Source organism: Bradyrhizobium sp., from assembly GCF_049586575.1.
Taxonomy (GTDB): domain Bacteria; phylum Pseudomonadota; class Alphaproteobacteria; order Rhizobiales; family Xanthobacteraceae; genus Bradyrhizobium.
Genome location: NZ_JBAVCF010000711.1, coordinates 1 through 17,857 on the forward strand (window position 1 = coordinate 1; position 17,857 = coordinate 17,857).

The following is a 17,857-nucleotide window of genomic DNA, read 5'->3' on the forward strand; positions in this document are numbered from 1 at the left end:
GGATCACGGCCCGGGAACAGCCAGACCGCGGGCCGGGCGATGCGATACCAATCGCGCAGCAACTCCAATAGCAGCGGGGAAAGCATTGCAAAACGATCCTTGCGCCCCTTGCCCTGCTCGATGCGCAGCAGCATACGCTCGGAATCGATGTCCGATACCTTCAGGGCAACAACTTCAGAAACCCGCAGTCCGGCGCCATAAGCGGCGCTCAGCGCGGCCTTGTACTTCGGTCCGGGGGCCGCCTCCAGCAGCCGTGCGATCTCCTCCAGGCTCAAAATCACCGGGATCCTGCGCGGCTCCCGCACGAACGTCAGGTGCCTTGCCATCTCGGGGCGGTCGAGCGTCACGGTGAAGAAGAAACGCAGCGCCGCAACCGAGCCGTTGATGCTCGGCGCACCCACGCCGGCCTGCGTCTGATGCAGCTGGAAAAGGCGAAGATCTTCAGGCGTGGCCGTATCCGGCGCGCGGCCGAGAAAGGCTGTGAATGTCCCGACGTGTCGGATATAGTCGTTGCGCGTCTTCTCGACGAAGTTGCGCACCGTCATGTCTTCGATCATGCGCCGGCGCAGCGGGCTGATGGGCTTCTCGTTCATTGGGAGTTCCTGTCTTGAGGTTGGAGTTTGGAAACCCCTCGATCCTCAAGACGGAGCGACCGCCCGTCACCTGTTCTCGTTCAAACAGTTACACTGTGACAGACGTGATCCCCCGACCGCGCCGCCAGCCCCTCCCGCGCGAGCGGGTTCGTTCATTGGCCCGTTTGAGACCTTCTGACCTATGCCGAGAACGTCCGTTGCTAGGGGCAGACCGGAAGTCGCAGGCCCAAGGTCAGAATGACGCGCTTGATGCTGTGGACGGCGCCCACTCTGCGGCATCGAGGTGCCATAGGGTGGTTGCGTTAGAGCAACCACATTGAGAGGAGCCGTCCATGGGCGAGGTTAGCACGATTGGTCTGGATATTGCGAAGTCGATCTTTCAGGTGCACGGGTCGATGTTGCGGGCGCGGTTGTGATCCGCAAGCGCGTCAGTCGCGCAAAGGTGTTGGAGTATTTTGGCGAGCCGCCGCCATGCCTGGTCGTAATCGAAGCGTGTCCGTCGGCGCATCACTGGGGCCGCGAACTGCAAGCGCTTGGTCACACGGCTAAGCTAATCCCGCCGAGTTATGTGAAGGCCTACCCCATGCGGCAAGCTCGATCAATACGGCGGCGGTTTGCGCTGCCGCTGCAGTTTTGCCGCCTCCATCCACCACGCCAGATCGTCGGCGAAGCGGAGGAACGCCCGTTCGAGCGCCTTGCCGCCTTCACCTGTGGGCGCAGCGTTGGCGTCGAGGGTCTGTGCAATGGGACCAACGGCGATCGTGCTTGAAACCACCACCATCCCCATCTCGGAGAGCGTGCCGTGCCAGGCGGTTGCGGACCTCGTGCCGGACAGACGCCCGCCCGAATAGCTCGCGATCGCAGCCGGGCGCCAGAACCATTCTTCCAGAAAATGATCCGTCAGGTTTTTCAGTCCGGGCTGCACGCCCCAGTTATATTCGCCTGTGACGAAGACGAAGCCGTCCGCATCGCGGATCTTTCCGGCCAGGCGCTCAAGCTGTTCGGGCGCTTTTCCGGGCGGATATTCCTTGTACATCCGGTCGAGCATCGGAAGGTTGATCGCCTTGGCGTCGATCAGCTCAATGTCGTCGCCACGGCGCCGAAACCGCTCGACCACGAATTCGGCGAGACGGATACCCATCCGGTCGGAACGATACGAGCCATAGAAAATCAGGATTCGATTGCTCATTGCGATCCTTCGGCGGCCAGGTTGACCGCAAGGCCGGCTAAACACAGATTAGTTCGCCGGCCACTTATACATCGATATGAGGATATGAGCGCTGCTTCCGAAATTCGATCGGAAAAGCGCGCCCGACACCGGGATCGTGGAGACGTCGTTCCGAAGCCTGCCGGGGCTGGCGGGGCCTTGCGAGACAGGAGGATGAAATGGACGATCGAACGGTGCGCCTCGCGCTGGAACGCCATTGGGCGGCTTCGGACGCCAGCGATTTCAAGACCGAACATGAAATCTACCGCGAGGATGCCGTGCTCGATTATCCGCAATCGGGCGAGCGGATCCTCGGCCGGCGCAAGATTCAGGAGAGCCGGACGGTTCAACCCAACAAGAAGCGTTTTTCGGTCCGGCGAATGATCGGCAGCGGCGATCTCTGGGTCACCGAATTCATCCTCACCTATGACGGCATCCCGTCTTACACGGTGAGCATCATGGAATTCCGCGATGGGCAGGTGGCCCACGAAACGCAATATTTCGCCGACCGGTTCGAGCCCTCACCCACGCGCTCGCATCTTGTCGAGCACGCAAAGTAGCGGAGGCACTCTCGAACGCGCCTGATGGATGCGCGTTCTCGAATGTCTCCGCCGTGTTGGTCAGATCGTCAGAACTGGTAACGCAGGCCAATGCCGGGATCGACGGAGTTGGCCTTGTTGCCGGTGTTGCCCGGGAGCGGTGTCGCTGCGTGACCTGTCGCAGTCGCTGGGCGTGTCGCGCGCGGCGCCCTATCGCCACTTCCCCGACCGTGACGCGCTGCTCGCGACCGTTGCGGCGCGCGGCTTCGAAGACCTAGTCGCGCTATATGAAGCGGCCCTTGAAGGCGCCGGCGACGGCCGCGCCCGGCTGCGCGCCAGCGGCCGCGCCTTCCATGATTTCGCGACCAAGCGGCCGGGGCTCTATCGGCTGATGTTCGAGAGCGACTTCCTGAAGACGCCGACGAGACAGAAGTCAAGGTCCGCACCATCATCATGACCTCGACCGCCCATGGCTTCCTGACGCTCGACCACAATCGGCCGCTTCAGGCCGTTCATGTACGAACCGCTGACCCACGACGAAATGGTCGCGGCCGTGATGACGGCGGCGATGGGCGCATCGACCAAGGGGAAGGAAAGCTGACCGCTGGTTTTGCTCACAGCTTTAACCGAAGTCGAAGTTTCCGGATGCGGCCGTTTGTGACAGTGTTATGATGCTTCCGGGGACTGAAAGCATGTTGGGGCGGGCGTACATCATATTCGACACGGCGATTGGCCGATGCGGCATCGCATGGGGTCAGTCCGGCATCGTTGGCGTGCAGCTTCCCGAGGCCCGCGAGATCGAAACCCGCCGGCGGCTTTTTAAGCTTTATCCAGAGGCCCGTGAAACGCGGCCGACACCCAACGCCGAAGCCGCGATCGAAGGTATTGTCGCCTTCCTGCGCGGAGAGACGGTTGACTTCTCCGATGTCACGCTCGACATGGGCGGCATTCGCGTCTTCGATCAACGGGTCTATCAGATCACGCAGCGGATTCCGCGCGGCGAGACTCTCACCTATAGCGAGATCGCGGTCAGGCTCGGGGCTTCCGGCGCCTTGCGATCGGTCGCCCAGGCCGTTGCCCGCAATCCCTTTGTCGTCATCGTCCCCTGTCATCGCGTGCTGGAGGCGGGTGGCTATGCCGACAAGATGTCACCTCATGGCGGGTTAGTCTCCAAACGGCGGCTGCGGTCGATCGAGGGCGCCGGCAGTTCCGCGAACAAGACCCTGCTCGACGTGCTGCTCCCGGTTGCCCCGCCGCGGCCGCCGGGTTAATTTTCCATACATGATCAGAACAACTCTCCTGAAGCACCGCTCGATCTCGGTGTCGGATTTCCGCTGCAGCGCCGGACCCGGCGACAAGCCGTTCACGGAACAGTTTCACTGTCATTCCGTCTCGTTTGTGCGGAAAGGCAGCTTCGGCTGCCAAAGCCGCGGCCGGTCGTTCGATCTGGTGGCGGGGTCGGTGCTGGTGGGCTTTCCCGGCGACGAATATGTCTGCACCCATGACCACCACGTTTGCGGCGACGAGTGCCTTTCGTTCTTTCTGGAACCGGAGTTGGTCGAGACGATCGGAGGCCGACCAGATGCGTGGCGGGTCGGCGCCGCGCCGCCGCTGCCTGAATTGATGGTGTTCGGCGAACTGGCCCAGGCCGTCGCCGGTGGCCGCAGCGATATCGGGCTTGACGAGGTCGGCCATCTCTTCGCCAGCCGCTTTGTCGATACGGTATCGGACCGCGTGCGCAAGCCCGTTGCGATCAAGGCGCGCGACCGCCGCCGGGCGGTCGAAACCGCGCAATGGATCGAGGCGAATTCGCATCGGGAGATCGACCTTGACGCCGCCGCCAACCAGGCCGGCATCAGCGCGTTCCACTTCCTGCGCCTGTTTGCCAGGGTGCTCGGCGTCACCCCGCACCAATATCTGGTGCGCTCGCGGCTGCGCCATGCGGCGCGCCTGCTGACTGAGGAGGATAGCGCGATCACCGACATCGCCTATGATGTCGGCTTTGGCGACCTCTCCAATTTCGTGCGCACGTTCCATCGCGCCGCTGGCGTTTCGCCCGGCGCCTTCCGTGACGCCGCGCGAGGAAAGCGCAAGATTTTCCAAGAGAACAAAGCATTGCACTGACTAGTGTCGTCTTCATGCCTGGCGGCCTTAAAGCCGCCCATGACGAATGGAGACGGCCATGTACGATCACGTCGGAATTAGAGTCGGCAATCTCGAGACAAGCGTAAAATTCTACACAGCGGCGCTGGCGCCGCTCGGCTACGTCCTGTGTTCGAAGGATGCGAGCGGGGCGGGATTCGGCCCCAAAGGCGAGCCGGCGCTATGGCTGCATCTGCACAAAGGGCCGGCCGCGACCGGCGCCCACGTCGCGTTCCACGCCCCCGATCACGCGGCCATCGGGAAATTCCACAGTGAGGGAATCAGAGCCGGTGGCCGCGACAACGGCGCACCCGGCGCGCGCAAGGATTATAGTCCGACCTACTTTGCCGCGTTCCTGATCGACCCCGACGGCAATAACATCGAGGCGGTTTGCACATAAGCGTTTTACACTTGCCCCTCATCCTGAGGAGCTTGCACTGGCAAGCGTCTCGAAGGATGCGGCCTCATGGTTCGAGACGCGCGAAGCCGCGCTCCTCACCATGAGGCGATAAAGCTCGCGACAGACCTCTCTCTTGCAGGACGTCCTACCCATGGCTTCGATCTACAAAGACATTCCGGTCAATGCGCGCCCAGACGACGTCTGGGATGCGGTGCGCGATTTCGGCGCTGTGCATCGGCGGCTAGGGCCGGGATTTGCCGTGGACTGCAAACTCGACGGCAGCGCGCGCATCGTGACCTTCCACAACGGCAATGTGGCGCGCGAGGAATTCGTGGATTGCGACGAGGCGCGGCGGCGGCTGGTCTACGCCATCCTCGCCAACGAGCGCGTGAAGCATTACAGCGCGTCGGTGCAGGTCTTTGCCGACGGCGAGGCCCGCAGCCGGATCACCTGGATTGTCGATGTGCTGCCGAATGAAATTGCGCCCTACGTCTCGGGCCAGATGGACCTGGCGGTGGTCGCGATGCAGAAGGTCCTCGAACAGCGGTAGCGTCTGATCCCGCGGATCATCAGATGGCAGGCGGTTTCGGCCGCGGACGCCGCCGCCGGCATCGTGCTATAGGCGAGAGCTAGTCGATCATCCCTGACAGCACCGGGCGGCCCGGCAAGGCCGCCTCGCCTTTCGGCCCCCACCGCGTCAGAAAGACGCTTCCGGCCGACAGCACGCCCAGCAGCACCATCGACGCTGCGGCCAGGATGAAGAAGTCCCCGGCACTGGCGTCGCGCGTGACCAGCCACCAGCCGCCGCCCGCGATGAACAGCAGACGTGCGGTTTGCGCCAGCACCGGACCCAGCATCTTGGCCGCGCCTTGCGAGGAAAAATACATCGACATCGCCAACCCAATGAAGGCGTACATCGGGGCTACCGTCGACAGATAGTGCCGGCCGGCGGCGCGCACGCCCGGATCGGCCGTAAAAATATCGACCCAGATGTCAGGGATGATGGCGATCACCGTCGCGATCACGCCGACCGCGACGAACGAGACCACGCCTGCCACCAAGGCAATTTTTCGGGCGCGTGCAATTCGTTCCGCACCGATCGCCATGCCGATCATCGGCACCGAGGCAATCCCGAACGAGAAGGCGAGCGACGTCAGCATGAATTCAAGCCGGGAGCCGATGCCGAAACCAGCGAGGACCTCGGTGCCAAAACGCGCCAGGAAATGCGTGAAAATGCTGATGCTCAGCACCGACTGCAATGGCGAGAAGCACGAGATGACGCCGACCTTGAGGATGTCGGCGAGCATCTCCCACCGAACTTGCAAGCCGACGATCTTCGGAACGACCCGCGCGCGCCCCGAGAACAGATACCACGACATCACGCCGATGCTGACTGTAAAGGCGATCAAGGCGCCCGCCGCGATGCCGCGCATGCCGAATTGCGGGATCGGGCCGAGGCCAAGACCAAGCGCGCCGCCGCAGATGATCTGAAGCACCGCCGCGCATAGAATCAGCATCGACGGCAATTTCATGTTGCCGGTACCGCGCAGGATGCCCGCCATCGAATTCATCAGCCACGGCAACACGGCGCCGCTGAAAAACACCTGCGTATAGGCAATCGCATGCGCCAATACGCTGCCGCGGCCACCCAGCATTTCCAGCAACAGCGTGCCAAAGATCAGCATGCCGACCATGAAGAACAGCCCGAAACAGAAGCCGATCAGCAAGGCATGCGACGCCAGTATCGAAGCGCGCTCGGCATCGCCGCTGCCGAGCGCGCGTGCGATCGCGGAGGCGACACCGCCGCCCATCGCGCCGCCGGACATCGTCATGGTGAGGATCACGAACGGAAACACCAGCGCCATCGCCGCCAGCGGCTCGACGCCGATCCGGCCGATATAGGACGTCTCGGCGATCACCACGCAGGTGCCGGCGCTGAGCGCAATGACATTCGGCCACGCCAGACGCAACAGGGTACGCAGGATCGACCCATCGATCAGCGCATCTCTCAACGGCAGCGCCGGATCCGCGTTATCGGCGCCGGCGATCGCCGCACCCCCTATTTCGGACATTTCCTATCCCGCGCAGCTTGCCGGCATTTTGCCGTCTCATGCCATTTTCGTACGCATCCATGGGATACTGCGCTAGTAGCCCCGGCGCATGGCCGCCTGCTCAAACAGGCGTTATTTCGCAGTGCGAGCCCGGTGTCCCCGTTCGCGAACACTTTTACGAATGTCAAAACCAAAGGGACACTGGCTAGCCGATCGTCCAGATAAAGGGGGCGAGACCTGCATCCGACGCCGTCATGGTAACGCCAATGCGCCGGCCGCAAGCGGCAGAGAGACCTTCGAACAATCCCTGCAAGACACCCGCGCAGGCCGGATGACGATCGCCAACATCGGCCATCAACATCCAGCTTTGTTGCCTGACTTCGAACACGGCGCCGGACTGCGAGAGCTCAGCCGAATCGCCTTGCGCCACGAGCAGTGCATGCAGGAAGGCCGCGAAAGCCCGGGCATCCCCTCTGCCGCACGCGAAGTGGCCTGCGACCTCGTCGAAATACTGCATGCCGATCAGCTTGCCCGTCAGCCTCAAGAGGTGGCCGGCTTCCGCAGGCCCTAACAACTGCACAAGGACGGGCGCCGCCGTACGCACATATTCCATCGCGTAATTCCGGTACGCCTTCTCAAGCCGCGGCTTCGGCCAACTCGAGACCGGCAACGCCGGCGCCAGGGCCGGATCGAACAGCGGCGCCTCGAGGTGGCGCGCAAATACCAGCCTCTGATCGACGTCGATCGGATGTTCGTATTCGCAGTAGTAGCCTTCGAGGCCGTCCTGGCCGTCCACGCTCTGTTTGGTGCAGACAAAGCCCAGTCCCGGATTTCCGAGCGAGACGCCGTTATTAGCGTGCCAGCCGCGCAGCATCGCGCGCGAGACCTCGCCAGGCACGCCGCAGATCGCCGTCCCCTTCCAGATCCAGCGCGGCGGCGGATAACGGATCCAGGCCTTGCGATCGGTCTCATACATGTATTCGACGTGGACGCCGCCGATCCAGTTGGAGAGATAATGATATTGCGCGGCTGCCACCGCCGGCGGCAGGTGGGTGAGGCCGAGCTTTTCGAGACCCGGCAGGAAACGCTCCTGCTGTTGACGGCGAAAGACCCGAAACACGAACTCCGCGGCATCAGGCGTCCCGCGCCGTGTCACCATCGTGAGAATGAGGCCGGTGAAATAGGCGTGATAAAGCTCGGCGACGCCTCGCCAGCGCCGCCATTCGGCTTGCTGCGTTTCCGGCTGGGCATCCGTCATCGCTCTCCCCCCAACGTTGGTCACGCCGCCCTCCTCACGGAGAACGCCTGCTCATGGCTTCGAAGGCGATGACTCAGCTGTAATCTTGTCCATCGCGAATTGAAAGATCGAGCAGATCAGGGGATATGAAACATAGCCGTCATGCTCGGTCATGGCGCTTTCAAACGCACGGACGTTCCAAAACGGATCGTAGCGTCCAGTGATCGGCCTCATGCCCGAAGCATGCAATACCTGGCGAAACTGTCCTTCAACGTAGAGCTTGGGATCGTCGGGGAGGAAACGAATATGGGTCAGGTTGGGGTGTTTGCCAGGCACGAACTTGCCGTTCCTGCGGTTCGACCATCCACTATCCCAGCTTTCTTGTTCACCCTCGTCGCGCGCGGTCACCAGCCAGCCATCGACAATATCGCACTCCGAACTTATCGCCGACGCAGCGTCTTCGTAGGAAGCGGTCTCGACGTTCGGCGTCTTCGCCATCGGTTCCTTTAACCTGAGCCACCTCGACCTCGGCGGCTTTTGCTTACGACCCATGGCGTTTACAAGAAACTCGTGGGTCGTACCAATCCAGGTCGCCGGGTCCTTTTTTGCTTTATCCGCGTCCGTCAACAGAACATATGGCGCCCGCATCGGATCGACATGGCCGATCGTGCGCGTCTGCTCGATATTGGTATCCATGAAAGGAAGATTTCTGAGCGCAGCCGCAAGCGCGATCCAGATTTTCCTTTTGACCCAGCCCGGCTTTTCGACCCAGTCCGGCTTGGGGGCGCCTTTGGCGGGAGTGCAATCAAAACGATTTGGGTCAGACCGGTCTTCGATCGTTTGGGCGAGCGGCCTGAAGTCGAATTTGAAGAACGGGAAGAGATCGTAGGTAGCCGAATCGTAATCGTACGAAGGCTCATACTGGTCATAAAGATGCTTTTGAATGAGATCGCAGCGGTTTTTCTGATTGGGATACTCTTGCTCCAGGCCGTGGATGTCCGACTCATGGATATCGTTTGCCGGCCAGGAATGCGCCGCGGTCAAGGACAGGTAGATCGGCGGCTGATCCACGCGATAGGCGGTCTGCACGTCTTTCGAAATAACCGCCGCGTTGACGCGATTGGAGAAGGTGCGCTGGATCGAGGTCCATTTTTCTGCTTCGGCCGCTGGATTGAGCAGCACGACAAGATCGCCAAGCGGTGATTTTACCAACGGCTTTGGTTGAATCGAATTGGGGGCCGCGGCTGCCTTCTGGATCGCGTCGAAGTTCTTGTTCACGATCGCAATCATCTGGTCTCGAAGCGCAGTCGCCAGCAGATTGCCGCCCAGGCTGTGTCCTAGGACGATCATGCGGGATCGCTGGAACCAATCCAGCGAAGCATTCTCCCCCTCGCGCATGCGCCGATCGATTTCCTGCAGCTCGGAAACCACCGAGGGAGCAATTCGCTCGCTGACCGGTTTGCGGTCAAACAGCGTCATGGACGCCAGGACATCGCCGATCATCGAAGTCAGGCCGGGGAAGTAGCCGCCGAACAGCCAACCCAGCCGCTGTTCGTCCACCCGAGCGCCGCGCCACCCGATATAGACAGCCGTGACGGAAACCCCGCAATACCTGCCAGCGATCTCGCAGCGCTGCTGCAGAAAACTCGCCAAGTAGGCGCTCATCAACCGAACATTTTCAACGTTCTCGTCTCCGACGCGGGCGTCGTGCCGCCAGCCATGGACGAATGCGAACACGAAGTTCTGCCGTCCGGCGTCTTTTTGCCGTTTCAAATGATCTGCCAGCACCTGAAACTGGGTTTGGGTGAGAAGATTTCCATTTCGGTCCCGTTCAACCAGGTTTCCGTCCTCCTGGAATTCGAGGAAGGAAAGATAATAGCCGATCGAGGGGTTACCTGCCTTGACCTGGTCATAAGGAACAAAGCCCTCTCTCATCGCATGACGCTGCAGCATGCAAGTGAAAGCGGCGGCAAGGCCAGGCTCTGCGGCAACTGCGCTCAGTTCGTCATTCTTGTACCTGGTCAGAACGGTCGATTGATCTTTCCAGCCGTCCTGTTTCGAACCGTCCTGCAAACCCCAGCCCGCGCATTGCGGAGAGTCAGGCGTTGAATAACGATAGGCGATGTCGCGGCGGGTATCGAGCACGGCAAACACGAGCAGGAATGCGAGGCAGATGACAAACCCGAGGCTCAACAGCCTCGGACCGAGGCGCCAAACAAACCACGCAATTGCTTTCGTCGATTTTTTGAAAAAGGCCCACATCGAAATACCTCCTCAAAAATGACGACAACCTTAGAGAAACATGCGAATGTTTTCACTGCGGTAGATTGAAGCGATGCGTTATATGTGCTCGAAAATTGCCGTAACCTGCCACCATTGGCGAGGGACAAATATGCGTGAACCCATTCGGCTTCGTCCAAATCTTCTGCTTGCATTCTGTGCCGTGAATCTGGCGCTGCTGCTCTCCGGCTGCAACGAACACGAAACCGCCACGGTCGGACAAACGTTCGGGCCCAAGCCGACGCTGGTCGAACCGGAAAAATCACTGGTCCCGACCATCAATGTCGCCAAGGCGATCGGCTGGCCCGCGGGCGGCAAGCCGACCGCAGCTGATGGAATGGCGGTCAACGCATTTGCGACCGCGCTCGACCATCCACGCAGGCTCTACGTTCTGCCGAATGGCGATGTGCTGGTGGCCGAGACCAACGCACCGTCAAGGCCTGACGAAGAGAAAGGTATCAAGGGCTGGATCACCAAACTGGTGATGGGCCGCGCAGGCGCCGACACCGTGAGCGCCAATCGCATCACGCTGTTGCGTGATACCGATGGCGACGGCATCGCCGAGACCAAGAGCGTTTTTCTCGAAGGGCTGAACTCGCCTTTCGGCATGGCGCTGGTCGGCAGCGATTTCTACGTCGCCAATTCCGACGCGATCATGAAATTTCCCTACCACAGCGGCGACACCAAAATCACCGCCGCCGGGGTGAAGCTCGCGGACTTGCCGGGAGGCCCGCTTAACCATCATTGGACCAAGGATATCGTCGCCTCTCCGGATGGGACCAAGCTTTATGCGACCGTCGGCTCCAACAGCAATGCCGGTGAAAACGGCATGGATGCCGAGACCAATCGCGCCGCCGTTCTTGAGGTGGATCGTGCCACAGGTAAATGGCGCGTGTTCGCCTCGGGCATTCGCAATCCGAACGGACCGGCATGGCAGCCGCAAAGCGGCGCGTTGTGGGTCGTCGTCAATGAACGCGATGAACTCGGCAACGATCTCGTGCCCGACTACATGACGTCGGTGAAGGACGGCGCGTTTTACGGCTGGCCCTACAGCTATTACGGCCAGCATGTCGACGCCCGTGTCCTACCGCAGCGTCCTGATCTCATCGCAAAGGCCATTGCGCCGGATTACGCGCTCGGCGCGCACACCGCTTCGCTGGGCTTAACCTTCAATACCGGCAAGTTGTTTCCGCCTGAAATGGCCGACGGCGCCTTCATTGGCCAGCATGGCTCGTGGAACCGCAAGCCTCGCGCCGGCTACAAGGTGATCTTCGTGCCGTTCGCGAACGGCATGCCTTCCGGCGCGCCGCGTGACGTACTGACCGGCTTCCTGAACAACGACGGCGAGGCGCAAGGCCGGCCCGTAGGTGTCGCGATCGACAGCCGGGGCGCGCTGCTCGTGGCGGACGATGTCGGCAATGCGGTCTGGAGGGTGACACCAGCCAAGCGGTGAGCTAGACGCGAAAGTGCTTGGAGAGCTTCAGGCCCTGCGCCTGATAATTTGAACCGATGCGCTGGCCGTACATCGAAGCGGGCCGCGCCAGCATTTTTTCGTAAACCAGGCGGCCGACGATCTGACCATGTTCGAGAATGAACGGCACTTCGCGCGAGCGAACTTCCAGCACCGCGCGTGAGCCCTTGCCGCCGGCGCCCGCATAGCCAAAACCGGGATCGAAGAAGCCCGCGTAATGCACGCGGAATTCGCCGACCAGTGGATCGAACGGCACCATCTCGGCGGCGTAATCCGGCGGCACCTGCACGGCTTCCTTGGAGGCCAGAATGTAGAACTCGCCGGGATCGAGAATGAGGCTGCCATCGGACCGCGCGGCAATCGGTTCCCAGAACTCCTCGATCGAATAGCCGCCGCGGCGATCGATGTCGACCACGCCGGTATGGCGCTTGGCGCGGTAACCGACGAATCCCTTGGCGTTTTCGCCGGAGAGATCGACGCTCAGCGCCACGCCGTTGACAAGGTCGGCATCGTTGACATCAACCAGGCGTTCCAGCGTATGCAATGCGCGGAGTTCGTCCGCGCCGAGAATGGCGTCGCCGGTGCGAAAGCGCACCTGTGAGAGCCGCGAGCCCTCGCGCAGCAGCACCGGAAAGGTCTTTGGACTGATCTCGGCATAGAGCGGCCCGTGATAGCCCGCGCCGATCATGTCGAAACGCCTTGTGCCGTCCGCGATCACGCGGGTGAAGACGTCGAGCCGGCCCGTCGAACTCTTGGGGTTCGCGGCGGCTACGATTTCGCCCGGCAGCGCCAGCGACTCCAGCAGCGGCACGATATAGACGCAATTGGTCTCCAGCACCGCGCCGTCGGCGAGCGAGATTTCATGCAGCTTCAATTCGTCGATACGTTCGGCCACGGTCGCGCCGGGACCTGGCAGAAAACTCGCCCGCACCCGATAGGCAATGTCGCCAAGCCGCAGATCGAGGCTGGCGGGCTGAATCTGGCTTTCGACAAACGGATAGGCCGGCAGGATGAGGCCCGCCTCCGCCATCGCCGCGATCATGCGGTCGGGCAGGATGCCATTGGCGCCGGGCTGAAGCGTGAAGCTCACAGGGGTTACGATCCTTACGGGGTGACCCATAAGCGCTGAAAATAGGGCCTTTTACCGGTTATCCGATGGTCGCCTTGACGGAAAGAGTGCGAGGGAATAGAGCATGACTTATCCCGTGGTGATTTGAGCCGGCCGGCTTGCAGCCACGTTAAATAAGTCGCTAAACAGGCCGGGGACAATGTGATCCCGGCCCTGTGGAATTTTCCAGGCCGGTTTTTTTATGACCGTTTTCGAGGAACGGTCATGACGGAGGTCACATGTCGAAATCTGCTGCGTCCCCTTCCCGCTACCGCCCCGAGACCCGGCTGGTCCATTCCGGAACCATCCGCTCGGAATTCGGCGAAACGTCCGAGGCGCTGTTTCTCACCCAGGGCTATGTCTACGACACCGCCGAACAATGCGAGGCGCGCTTCAAGGGTGAAGACCCCGGCTATATCTACTCGCGCTATTCCAATCCGACGATTGCGATGTTCGAACGGCGCATGATCGAGCTCGAAGGCGCCGAAGCCGGCCGCTCAACCGCAACCGGCATGGCGGCGGTGACGACCGCCATCCTGGCGCCGTTGAAAGCCGGCGACCACGTCGTCGCTGCGAAGCAGATGTTCGGGTCCTGCCGTTATGTGGTCGAAGATCTGCTGCCGCGTTACGGCATTGCCTCCACATTGGTCGATGGACTCGATCTCGACCAGTGGAAGCGCGCGGTGCGGCCCAATACCAAGAGTTTTTTCCTCGAAAGCCCGACCAATCCGACGCTCGACGTGCTCGATATTTCCTCGATCGCGGAGATCGCTCACGCGAGCGGCGCACGGCTGATCGTCGACAACGTCTTTGCCACGCCGATTTGGCAAAGCCCGTTGTCGCTCGGCGCCGATGTCGTGGTCTATTCCGCGACCAAGCACATTGACGGCCAGGGCCGCTGTCTCGGCGGCATGATCCTCGCTTCCGAAGCCTTCGTTGCCGAGCACCTGCACAACTTCATGCGCCAGACCGGCCCCTCGATTTCACCGTTCAATGCCTGGGTGCTGCTCAAGGGGCTGGAGACGCTGGCGGTCAGGGTTCGCGCCCAGACCGATACCGCCGCCAGGATCGCAGACGCATTGGCGCGGCATCCAAAAATCTCGCGACTGATCTATCCCGGACGCGAAGACCATCCGCAGGCTCAGCTGGTGAAGAAGCAGATGCGCGGCGGGTCCACGCTGGTCGGCTTCGAGGTCAAGGGCGGAAAGGCCGGCGCATTCCGCACGCTCAACGGACTGAAGCTCGCGCGCATCTCCAACAATCTCGGCGACGCCAAGAGCCTCGTCACGCATCCTGCAACCACCACGCATCAGAGGCTCAGCCCGGAAGCGCGCACCGAGCTTGGGATCAGCGACGGCTTCATCCGCTTCTCGACCGGCCTCGAACATCCTGACGACCTGATCGAGGATTTGCACACGGCGCTGGAAAAGGCGTGAGCTGGCCGCATTCCGTGCTGTCGTCCCGGCCAAGCCACCGGGTCGCGCGAATGCGCGCCCGATGACAGGGGCGCGAGCCGGGAGCCGTACGCCGCGGCCATTGTAAGACCACGAGAGGAACAAGAGATTTTGCTCCCTCACTCCGGCCGGTGTTTATGGGTCCCTGCTTTTCGCAGGGACGACGAGCAAGGGAGCGGTGGCTGAACTCACATCGGCCGGTTGATTGGCGCGCTGGGCACGTTGATGCCGAGCTTGATCTGGCCGACGGAGCGGATGATGTCGTCGCCAAGCAATTGAGCGAAGCAGGCATAGCCCCAATCGTTCATGTGCAACCCGTCGGCGATGACGAAACTGTCGATCGGCAACGCCTGGTTCTCGTGCCACTGGCGCATCACCTCGAAGCGAGGGAACACGCCGATATGGCGAAGCTGGCCGACCCGGCTGAGCAGCCTTACCATTTTGCTGGCGTTCTGTGGATGCTCAGTCACGCGCGGCGAATACTGCGGATCGACCAGCACAACATCGGCGCCGGCCGCCTGAATGCGAGCCACGCCGTCCTGCACCAGCTGCGCGGTCGCATCGGGATCGAGATCGCGTATCACCGCGTTGGTGCCGACCTGCCAGATCACCATGTCGGGATGCATGTCGATCACTTCATTCTGTAACCGCTTCATCATCTCTTGCGCATCGTCGCCGCCGTGGCCGCGGTTGATGACCGTGATATCGGCGGTCGGATATTTGCGGTGCAGCTGCGCCGCCAGGCGATTGGGATAGGTGAACTCGGGCGCGGACGTACCGTACCCTTGCGTCGAGGACGATCCGAAAGCGACGATCACGACCGGCTCGCCTGCCGCCAGCTTGTGAGCGACACGCCGCAGCGAGCCAACCGTTCGTGGGGCTCCCTTCGGCGGCAGGCACGGCACTCGGCTGAAAATGTCGCTCGCCGTCTTTGCAACCTGTCTGACCTTCTCGATCGCCTTGTCGGTGAGGCTCTTCGGTCGCGCCTGGTTGTCCGGCCGCATCTGATTTGCCGACGGCGCTTGATTGGCTGGCGGCGCCGGATTTGCCGGCGGCGCCTGGTTTGCCTGCGGCGCCTGGCCGGCATCGTCGGCAACTGGCCTGGCGGCATCGGACTTGACGCTATCGGAAACCGCAGACTGTTGCGCGTTCTCGGCGCCAACGGTCGCCGTTGCGGCAGGGATCAGCAGCAAGAGCGCTGTAGCCAAAGCCCGCGACGTCAATCCGCAAAAAGGGCGGCAATCACTCCAGAACGTCTTCAACGGTAGACTTCCTCAATTCTCCTGCGCCGGCTTCGGATGAGCCGCGGCCATAATGAATTGCGACAACGCACGCCCAAGGCACTTGTGAACCTGCTTCGCAAGCTCCGCGCCATGAACCGCGCTGAACAGATCGAACTCTCCGGCCTCGGACCAATTTCGCATAAGCGCGAAACGGTCGAATAGCGGAACGTCATGGTCCTGCGCCACCACACGCATGTTATCTAGGTACGGCGGGGCGGAAATCATCGATTCCGTGCGCGGACTATATTGCGGAGTGATTAAGATGACGTCGGCTCCGGCGTCCCGTAACGCAACGACGCCTTCGTCGACCGCAGTGCGAAAATCGTCCGGATCGACCGAGCGCATGGCGTCGACGGTTCCGGTCTGCCATATCACCAGGACAGGCTTTTTACTTTCTACCAACTTCGAAAACCCGGCCGCGACCTCCTCGGCGGTTTTCTTGGCCTGTATTTCTACGGATAAATTAACCTCGATCGCCGGCAGCTTCTCTTTCAAGGCGGCCTGCATCTGGCCCGGGTAGGCGGCGGCCTCGGAGGCGCTCGGGTTAGCGCCGATCATCGATGACCGGCTGCCGACGACCATAATATTCAACGGGCCACCTGCCTTGATGCTCTCCGCGACCTTCGGCAGCGCCGTTTCGCCGGTCAGGAAATAGTCGGGAACTTCGCAGGTTGGAGCGGCCGGCGGCGCAGGCGGGTCGTCCGCGCGCGCAGGAACCGCGGCCAGAAAACCGGCCAGCAGGCTCACACTCAGGATTGCCCCTGAGACGAACTTCATGCGCCCCCTCCCGCCAGATCGGCGTTGCCGCCGGTAGCCTTTGCTCGGCCACTCTTGTCGGCGGAATGCTTGTACCACGAAAAGAGCCACGCCGCGGCCGACATGATCAGGATTCCCGAAATACTGATAACAAAGTGCAACCCGGTTCCTCCCGACAACTCGGCGAGGATGAAATGGCCGGCGAAGGCCAGGAATACGCCGAGACAGAATATCTCGAGGGAATGCTGGCCACAGAGGATTAAAGGTCGCAGCCAGGGAGATTTCAGGCCCGGCCAGTCCCTCGGCAGGAAATGCACGGTGAGGGCCGCAAGCGCCAGGAAGTGCACAAACCGCAGCACGTCTAAGTCGGTCTTGCTGATGGGATACATCCACTGCTCGAGCCGTTTGGGCATCAAATGGCCGAACTGCGGCACGTACCAGGTCAGCGTGACGAAGAAGGCGAACAAGAGATAGGCGCCGCACGTCCACAGGGTGATCGGCGAGGCGATGATGCGCGACATCCGCTGCGCGCCGCCTTGCGCACACCAGGCGCCGAACACGAACAGCAGTTGCCAGGCAAAGGGATTGAAGAACCAGATTCCGTTTGGATAGGCCGAGAAGTGGAGATCGAATTGCCAGGTCGCGGCATAAAGCAGGACCGACAGCCCCAGGGTCAGGTCGGCGCTCCGCCGCATCAGCCAAAGGATCAACGGCAGCCACAGCATCAGCACGATGTAAAGCGGAAGCACGTCCATGTTGACGGGACGGAATCGCAACAGCAGCGCCTGGACGATGGTGATGTCGGGCTCTTTCAGAAAATCCATGATCCCCATTTCTTCGGTGTAGAGGGGATTCTCGAAGCTGGCGGCGACATAGGAGATTTCGGCCAGGAAGATCGTGAACAGGAAGACGTGCGCGACATAGATCTGCCAGACCCGCCGCAGGATTCGCGCGCTCGCGACCACAAAGCCGGCATCGCGCATTGCCCTGCCGTAGACGAAGGAGGCGGTGTAGCCGGAAATGAAAATGAAGATTTCGGTGGCGTCGGAGAATCCGTAGTTGCGGATCGTGAGCCAGGTGAGCAGGTTCTGCGGCAGATGGTCGATGAAGATCAACCACAGCGCGAGCCCGCGGAACAGATCGAGCCGCAATTCGCGCTCGGTCGCCGCGGGGCGCGCGATCGCCGATGCCGCCGACTGCACAAGCAGGGCGTCGCCCGCGTCAGCCGCGAGCGGCGGTCCGGAAACTTGATCGGCAACCGAGGTCATCTCACAACCGTCAGAAACAGGCGGGTGGCGAAAAGCGATAGCATAAGCCCAACGGAGCGAATTTGACA

Annotated in this window: 17 protein-coding genes and 1 riboswitch; of the genes, 8 read left to right on the top strand and 9 right to left on the bottom strand. The window is 61.6% G+C overall.

Annotation, left to right across the window (positions count from 1 at the left end; genetic code table 11):
* Both WB528_RS25870 and WB528_RS25875 read right to left on the bottom strand, forming a co-directional pair.
* Nucleotides 1-593: tyrosine-type recombinase/integrase (locus WB528_RS25870; protein ID WP_423892063.1), on the bottom strand; the 593-nt coding region annotated here is incomplete at its 3' end.
* A 598-nt stretch (nt 594-1,191) separates the two neighbouring features.
* The gene (locus WB528_RS25875; protein ID WP_423892065.1) at nt 1,192-1,782 is read right to left on the bottom strand and encodes an NADPH-dependent FMN reductase; all 591 of its coding nucleotides are present in this window, start codon (nt 1,780-1,782) and stop codon (nt 1,192-1,194) included.
* A 197-nt stretch (nt 1,783-1,979) separates the two neighbouring features.
* Here WB528_RS25875 and WB528_RS25880 point away from each other — a divergent pair, with 197 nt between their 5' ends.
* The 6 genes from WB528_RS25880 to WB528_RS25905 all read left to right on the top strand — a co-directional run bounded on the left by WB528_RS25880 (nt 1,980) and on the right by WB528_RS25905 (nt 5,431).
* Entirely contained in the window at nt 1,980-2,360 is a 381-nt protein-coding gene (locus tag WB528_RS25880; RefSeq protein WP_423892067.1) for a nuclear transport factor 2 family protein, read from the top strand.
* A gap of 139 nt (nt 2,361-2,499) precedes the next feature.
* Nucleotides 2,500-2,796: a TetR/AcrR family transcriptional regulator gene (locus WB528_RS25885; protein WP_423892070.1), complete on the top strand. Its 297-nt coding sequence runs from the start codon at nt 2,500-2,502 to the stop codon at nt 2,794-2,796.
* 235 nt (nt 2,797-3,031) lie between these two features.
* Nucleotides 3,032-3,610, top strand: coding sequence for a methylated-DNA--[protein]-cysteine S-methyltransferase (locus WB528_RS25890; protein WP_423892072.1), 579 nt, complete (start codon nt 3,032-3,034; stop codon nt 3,608-3,610).
* Nucleotides 3,611-3,620: 10 nt separating this feature from the next.
* Nucleotides 3,621-4,463 carry a helix-turn-helix domain-containing protein gene (locus WB528_RS25895; RefSeq protein ID WP_423892074.1) on the top strand — a complete coding sequence of 281 codons (843 nt, stop codon included), beginning with the start codon at nt 3,621-3,623 and terminating at the stop codon, nt 4,461-4,463.
* A 58-nt stretch (nt 4,464-4,521) separates the two neighbouring features.
* Nucleotides 4,522-4,881, top strand: coding sequence for a VOC family protein (locus tag WB528_RS25900; protein WP_423892076.1), 360 nt, complete (start codon nt 4,522-4,524; stop codon nt 4,879-4,881).
* Nucleotides 4,882-5,032: 151 nt separating this feature from the next.
* Nucleotides 5,033-5,431: an SRPBCC family protein gene (locus tag WB528_RS25905; RefSeq protein ID WP_423892078.1), complete on the top strand. Its 399-nt coding sequence runs from the start codon at nt 5,033-5,035 to the stop codon at nt 5,429-5,431.
* Between the two features lie 79 nt (nt 5,432-5,510).
* Here WB528_RS25905 and WB528_RS25910 read toward each other — a convergent pair whose 3' ends face one another.
* The 3 genes from WB528_RS25910 to WB528_RS25920 form a co-directional block, all read right to left on the bottom strand.
* Nucleotides 5,511-6,953: an MATE family efflux transporter gene (locus WB528_RS25910; RefSeq protein WP_423892080.1), complete on the bottom strand. Its 1,443-nt coding sequence runs from the start codon at nt 6,951-6,953 to the stop codon at nt 5,511-5,513.
* Between the two features lie 184 nt (nt 6,954-7,137).
* Entirely contained in the window at nt 7,138-8,190 is a 1,053-nt protein-coding gene (locus WB528_RS25915) for a hypothetical protein (protein ID WP_423892083.1), read from the bottom strand.
* A gap of 51 nt (nt 8,191-8,241) precedes the next feature.
* Nucleotides 8,242-10,431 carry a hypothetical protein gene (locus tag WB528_RS25920; protein WP_423892085.1) on the bottom strand — a complete coding sequence of 730 codons (2,190 nt, stop codon included), beginning with the start codon at nt 10,429-10,431 and terminating at the stop codon, nt 8,242-8,244.
* A 130-nt stretch (nt 10,432-10,561) separates the two neighbouring features.
* Here WB528_RS25920 and WB528_RS25925 point away from each other — a divergent pair, with 130 nt between their 5' ends.
* Entirely contained in the window at nt 10,562-11,902 is a 1,341-nt protein-coding gene (locus WB528_RS25925; protein WP_423892086.1) for a PQQ-dependent sugar dehydrogenase, read from the top strand.
* A 1-nt stretch (nt 11,903) separates the two neighbouring features.
* On the opposite strand, the gene WB528_RS25930 is transcribed toward WB528_RS25925, so the two are convergent.
* Entirely contained in the window at nt 11,904-13,010 is a 1,107-nt protein-coding gene (locus WB528_RS25930) for a 2'-deoxycytidine 5'-triphosphate deaminase (protein WP_423892088.1), read from the bottom strand.
* Between the two features lie 105 nt (nt 13,011-13,115).
* A riboswitch (SAM riboswitch) is annotated at nt 13,116-13,195 on the top strand.
* Between the two features lie 72 nt (nt 13,196-13,267).
* Here WB528_RS25930 and WB528_RS25935 point away from each other — a divergent pair.
* Nucleotides 13,268-14,464, top strand: a complete 1,197-nt coding sequence (locus tag WB528_RS25935; RefSeq protein WP_423892090.1) for an O-succinylhomoserine sulfhydrylase — start codon at nt 13,268-13,270, stop codon at nt 14,462-14,464.
* Between the two features lie 206 nt (nt 14,465-14,670).
* Here the strand turns inward: WB528_RS25935 and WB528_RS25940 are convergent, their stop codons facing one another.
* From WB528_RS25940 to WB528_RS25950, 3 genes are all read right to left on the bottom strand, one after another.
* Nucleotides 14,671-15,690, bottom strand: a complete 1,020-nt coding sequence (locus tag WB528_RS25940; protein WP_423892092.1) for an SGNH/GDSL hydrolase family protein — start codon at nt 15,688-15,690, stop codon at nt 14,671-14,673.
* A gap of 66 nt (nt 15,691-15,756) precedes the next feature.
* Nucleotides 15,757-16,542, bottom strand: a complete 786-nt coding sequence (locus tag WB528_RS25945; RefSeq protein ID WP_423892094.1) for an SGNH/GDSL hydrolase family protein — start codon at nt 16,540-16,542, stop codon at nt 15,757-15,759.
* On the bottom strand, nt 16,539-17,789 hold the full coding sequence (locus tag WB528_RS25950; RefSeq protein WP_423892096.1) for an OpgC domain-containing protein: 1,251 nt from the start codon (nt 17,787-17,789) through the stop codon (nt 16,539-16,541). Before WB528_RS25950 ends, WB528_RS25945 begins: the two co-directional genes overlap by 4 nt.
* Nucleotides 17,790-17,857 lie beyond the last annotated feature (68 nt).

Excerpts from the sequence above, each read along its gene's own strand:
- WB528_RS25950 (WP_423892096.1), bottom strand. The coding sequence starts at position 17,789 with ATGACCTCGGTTGCCGATCAAGTTTCCGGACCGCCGCTCGCGGCTGAC.
- WB528_RS25875 (WP_423892065.1), bottom strand. The coding sequence starts at position 1,782 with ATGAGCAATCGAATCCTGATTTTCTATGGCTCGTATCGTTCCGACCGG.
- WB528_RS25925 (WP_423892086.1), top strand. The coding sequence starts at position 10,562 with ATGCGTGAACCCATTCGGCTTCGTCCAAATCTTCTGCTTGCATTCTGT.
- WB528_RS25880 (WP_423892067.1), top strand. The coding sequence starts at position 1,980 with ATGGACGATCGAACGGTGCGCCTCGCGCTGGAACGCCATTGGGCGGCT.
- WB528_RS25890 (WP_423892072.1), top strand. The coding sequence starts at position 3,032 with ATGTTGGGGCGGGCGTACATCATATTCGACACGGCGATTGGCCGATGC.
- WB528_RS25915 (WP_423892083.1), bottom strand. The coding sequence starts at position 8,190 with ATGACGGATGCCCAGCCGGAAACGCAGCAAGCCGAATGGCGGCGCTGG.
- WB528_RS25895 (WP_423892074.1), top strand. The coding sequence starts at position 3,621 with ATGATCAGAACAACTCTCCTGAAGCACCGCTCGATCTCGGTGTCGGAT.
- WB528_RS25910 (WP_423892080.1), bottom strand. The coding sequence starts at position 6,953 with ATGTCCGAAATAGGGGGTGCGGCGATCGCCGGCGCCGATAACGCGGAT.
- WB528_RS25935 (WP_423892090.1), top strand. The coding sequence starts at position 13,268 with ATGTCGAAATCTGCTGCGTCCCCTTCCCGCTACCGCCCCGAGACCCGG.
- WB528_RS25900 (WP_423892076.1), top strand. The coding sequence starts at position 4,522 with ATGTACGATCACGTCGGAATTAGAGTCGGCAATCTCGAGACAAGCGTA.
- WB528_RS25945 (WP_423892094.1), bottom strand. The coding sequence starts at position 16,542 with ATGAAGTTCGTCTCAGGGGCAATCCTGAGTGTGAGCCTGCTGGCCGGT.
- WB528_RS25905 (WP_423892078.1), top strand. The coding sequence starts at position 5,033 with ATGGCTTCGATCTACAAAGACATTCCGGTCAATGCGCGCCCAGACGAC.
- WB528_RS25920 (WP_423892085.1), bottom strand. The coding sequence starts at position 10,431 with ATGTGGGCCTTTTTCAAAAAATCGACGAAAGCAATTGCGTGGTTTGTT.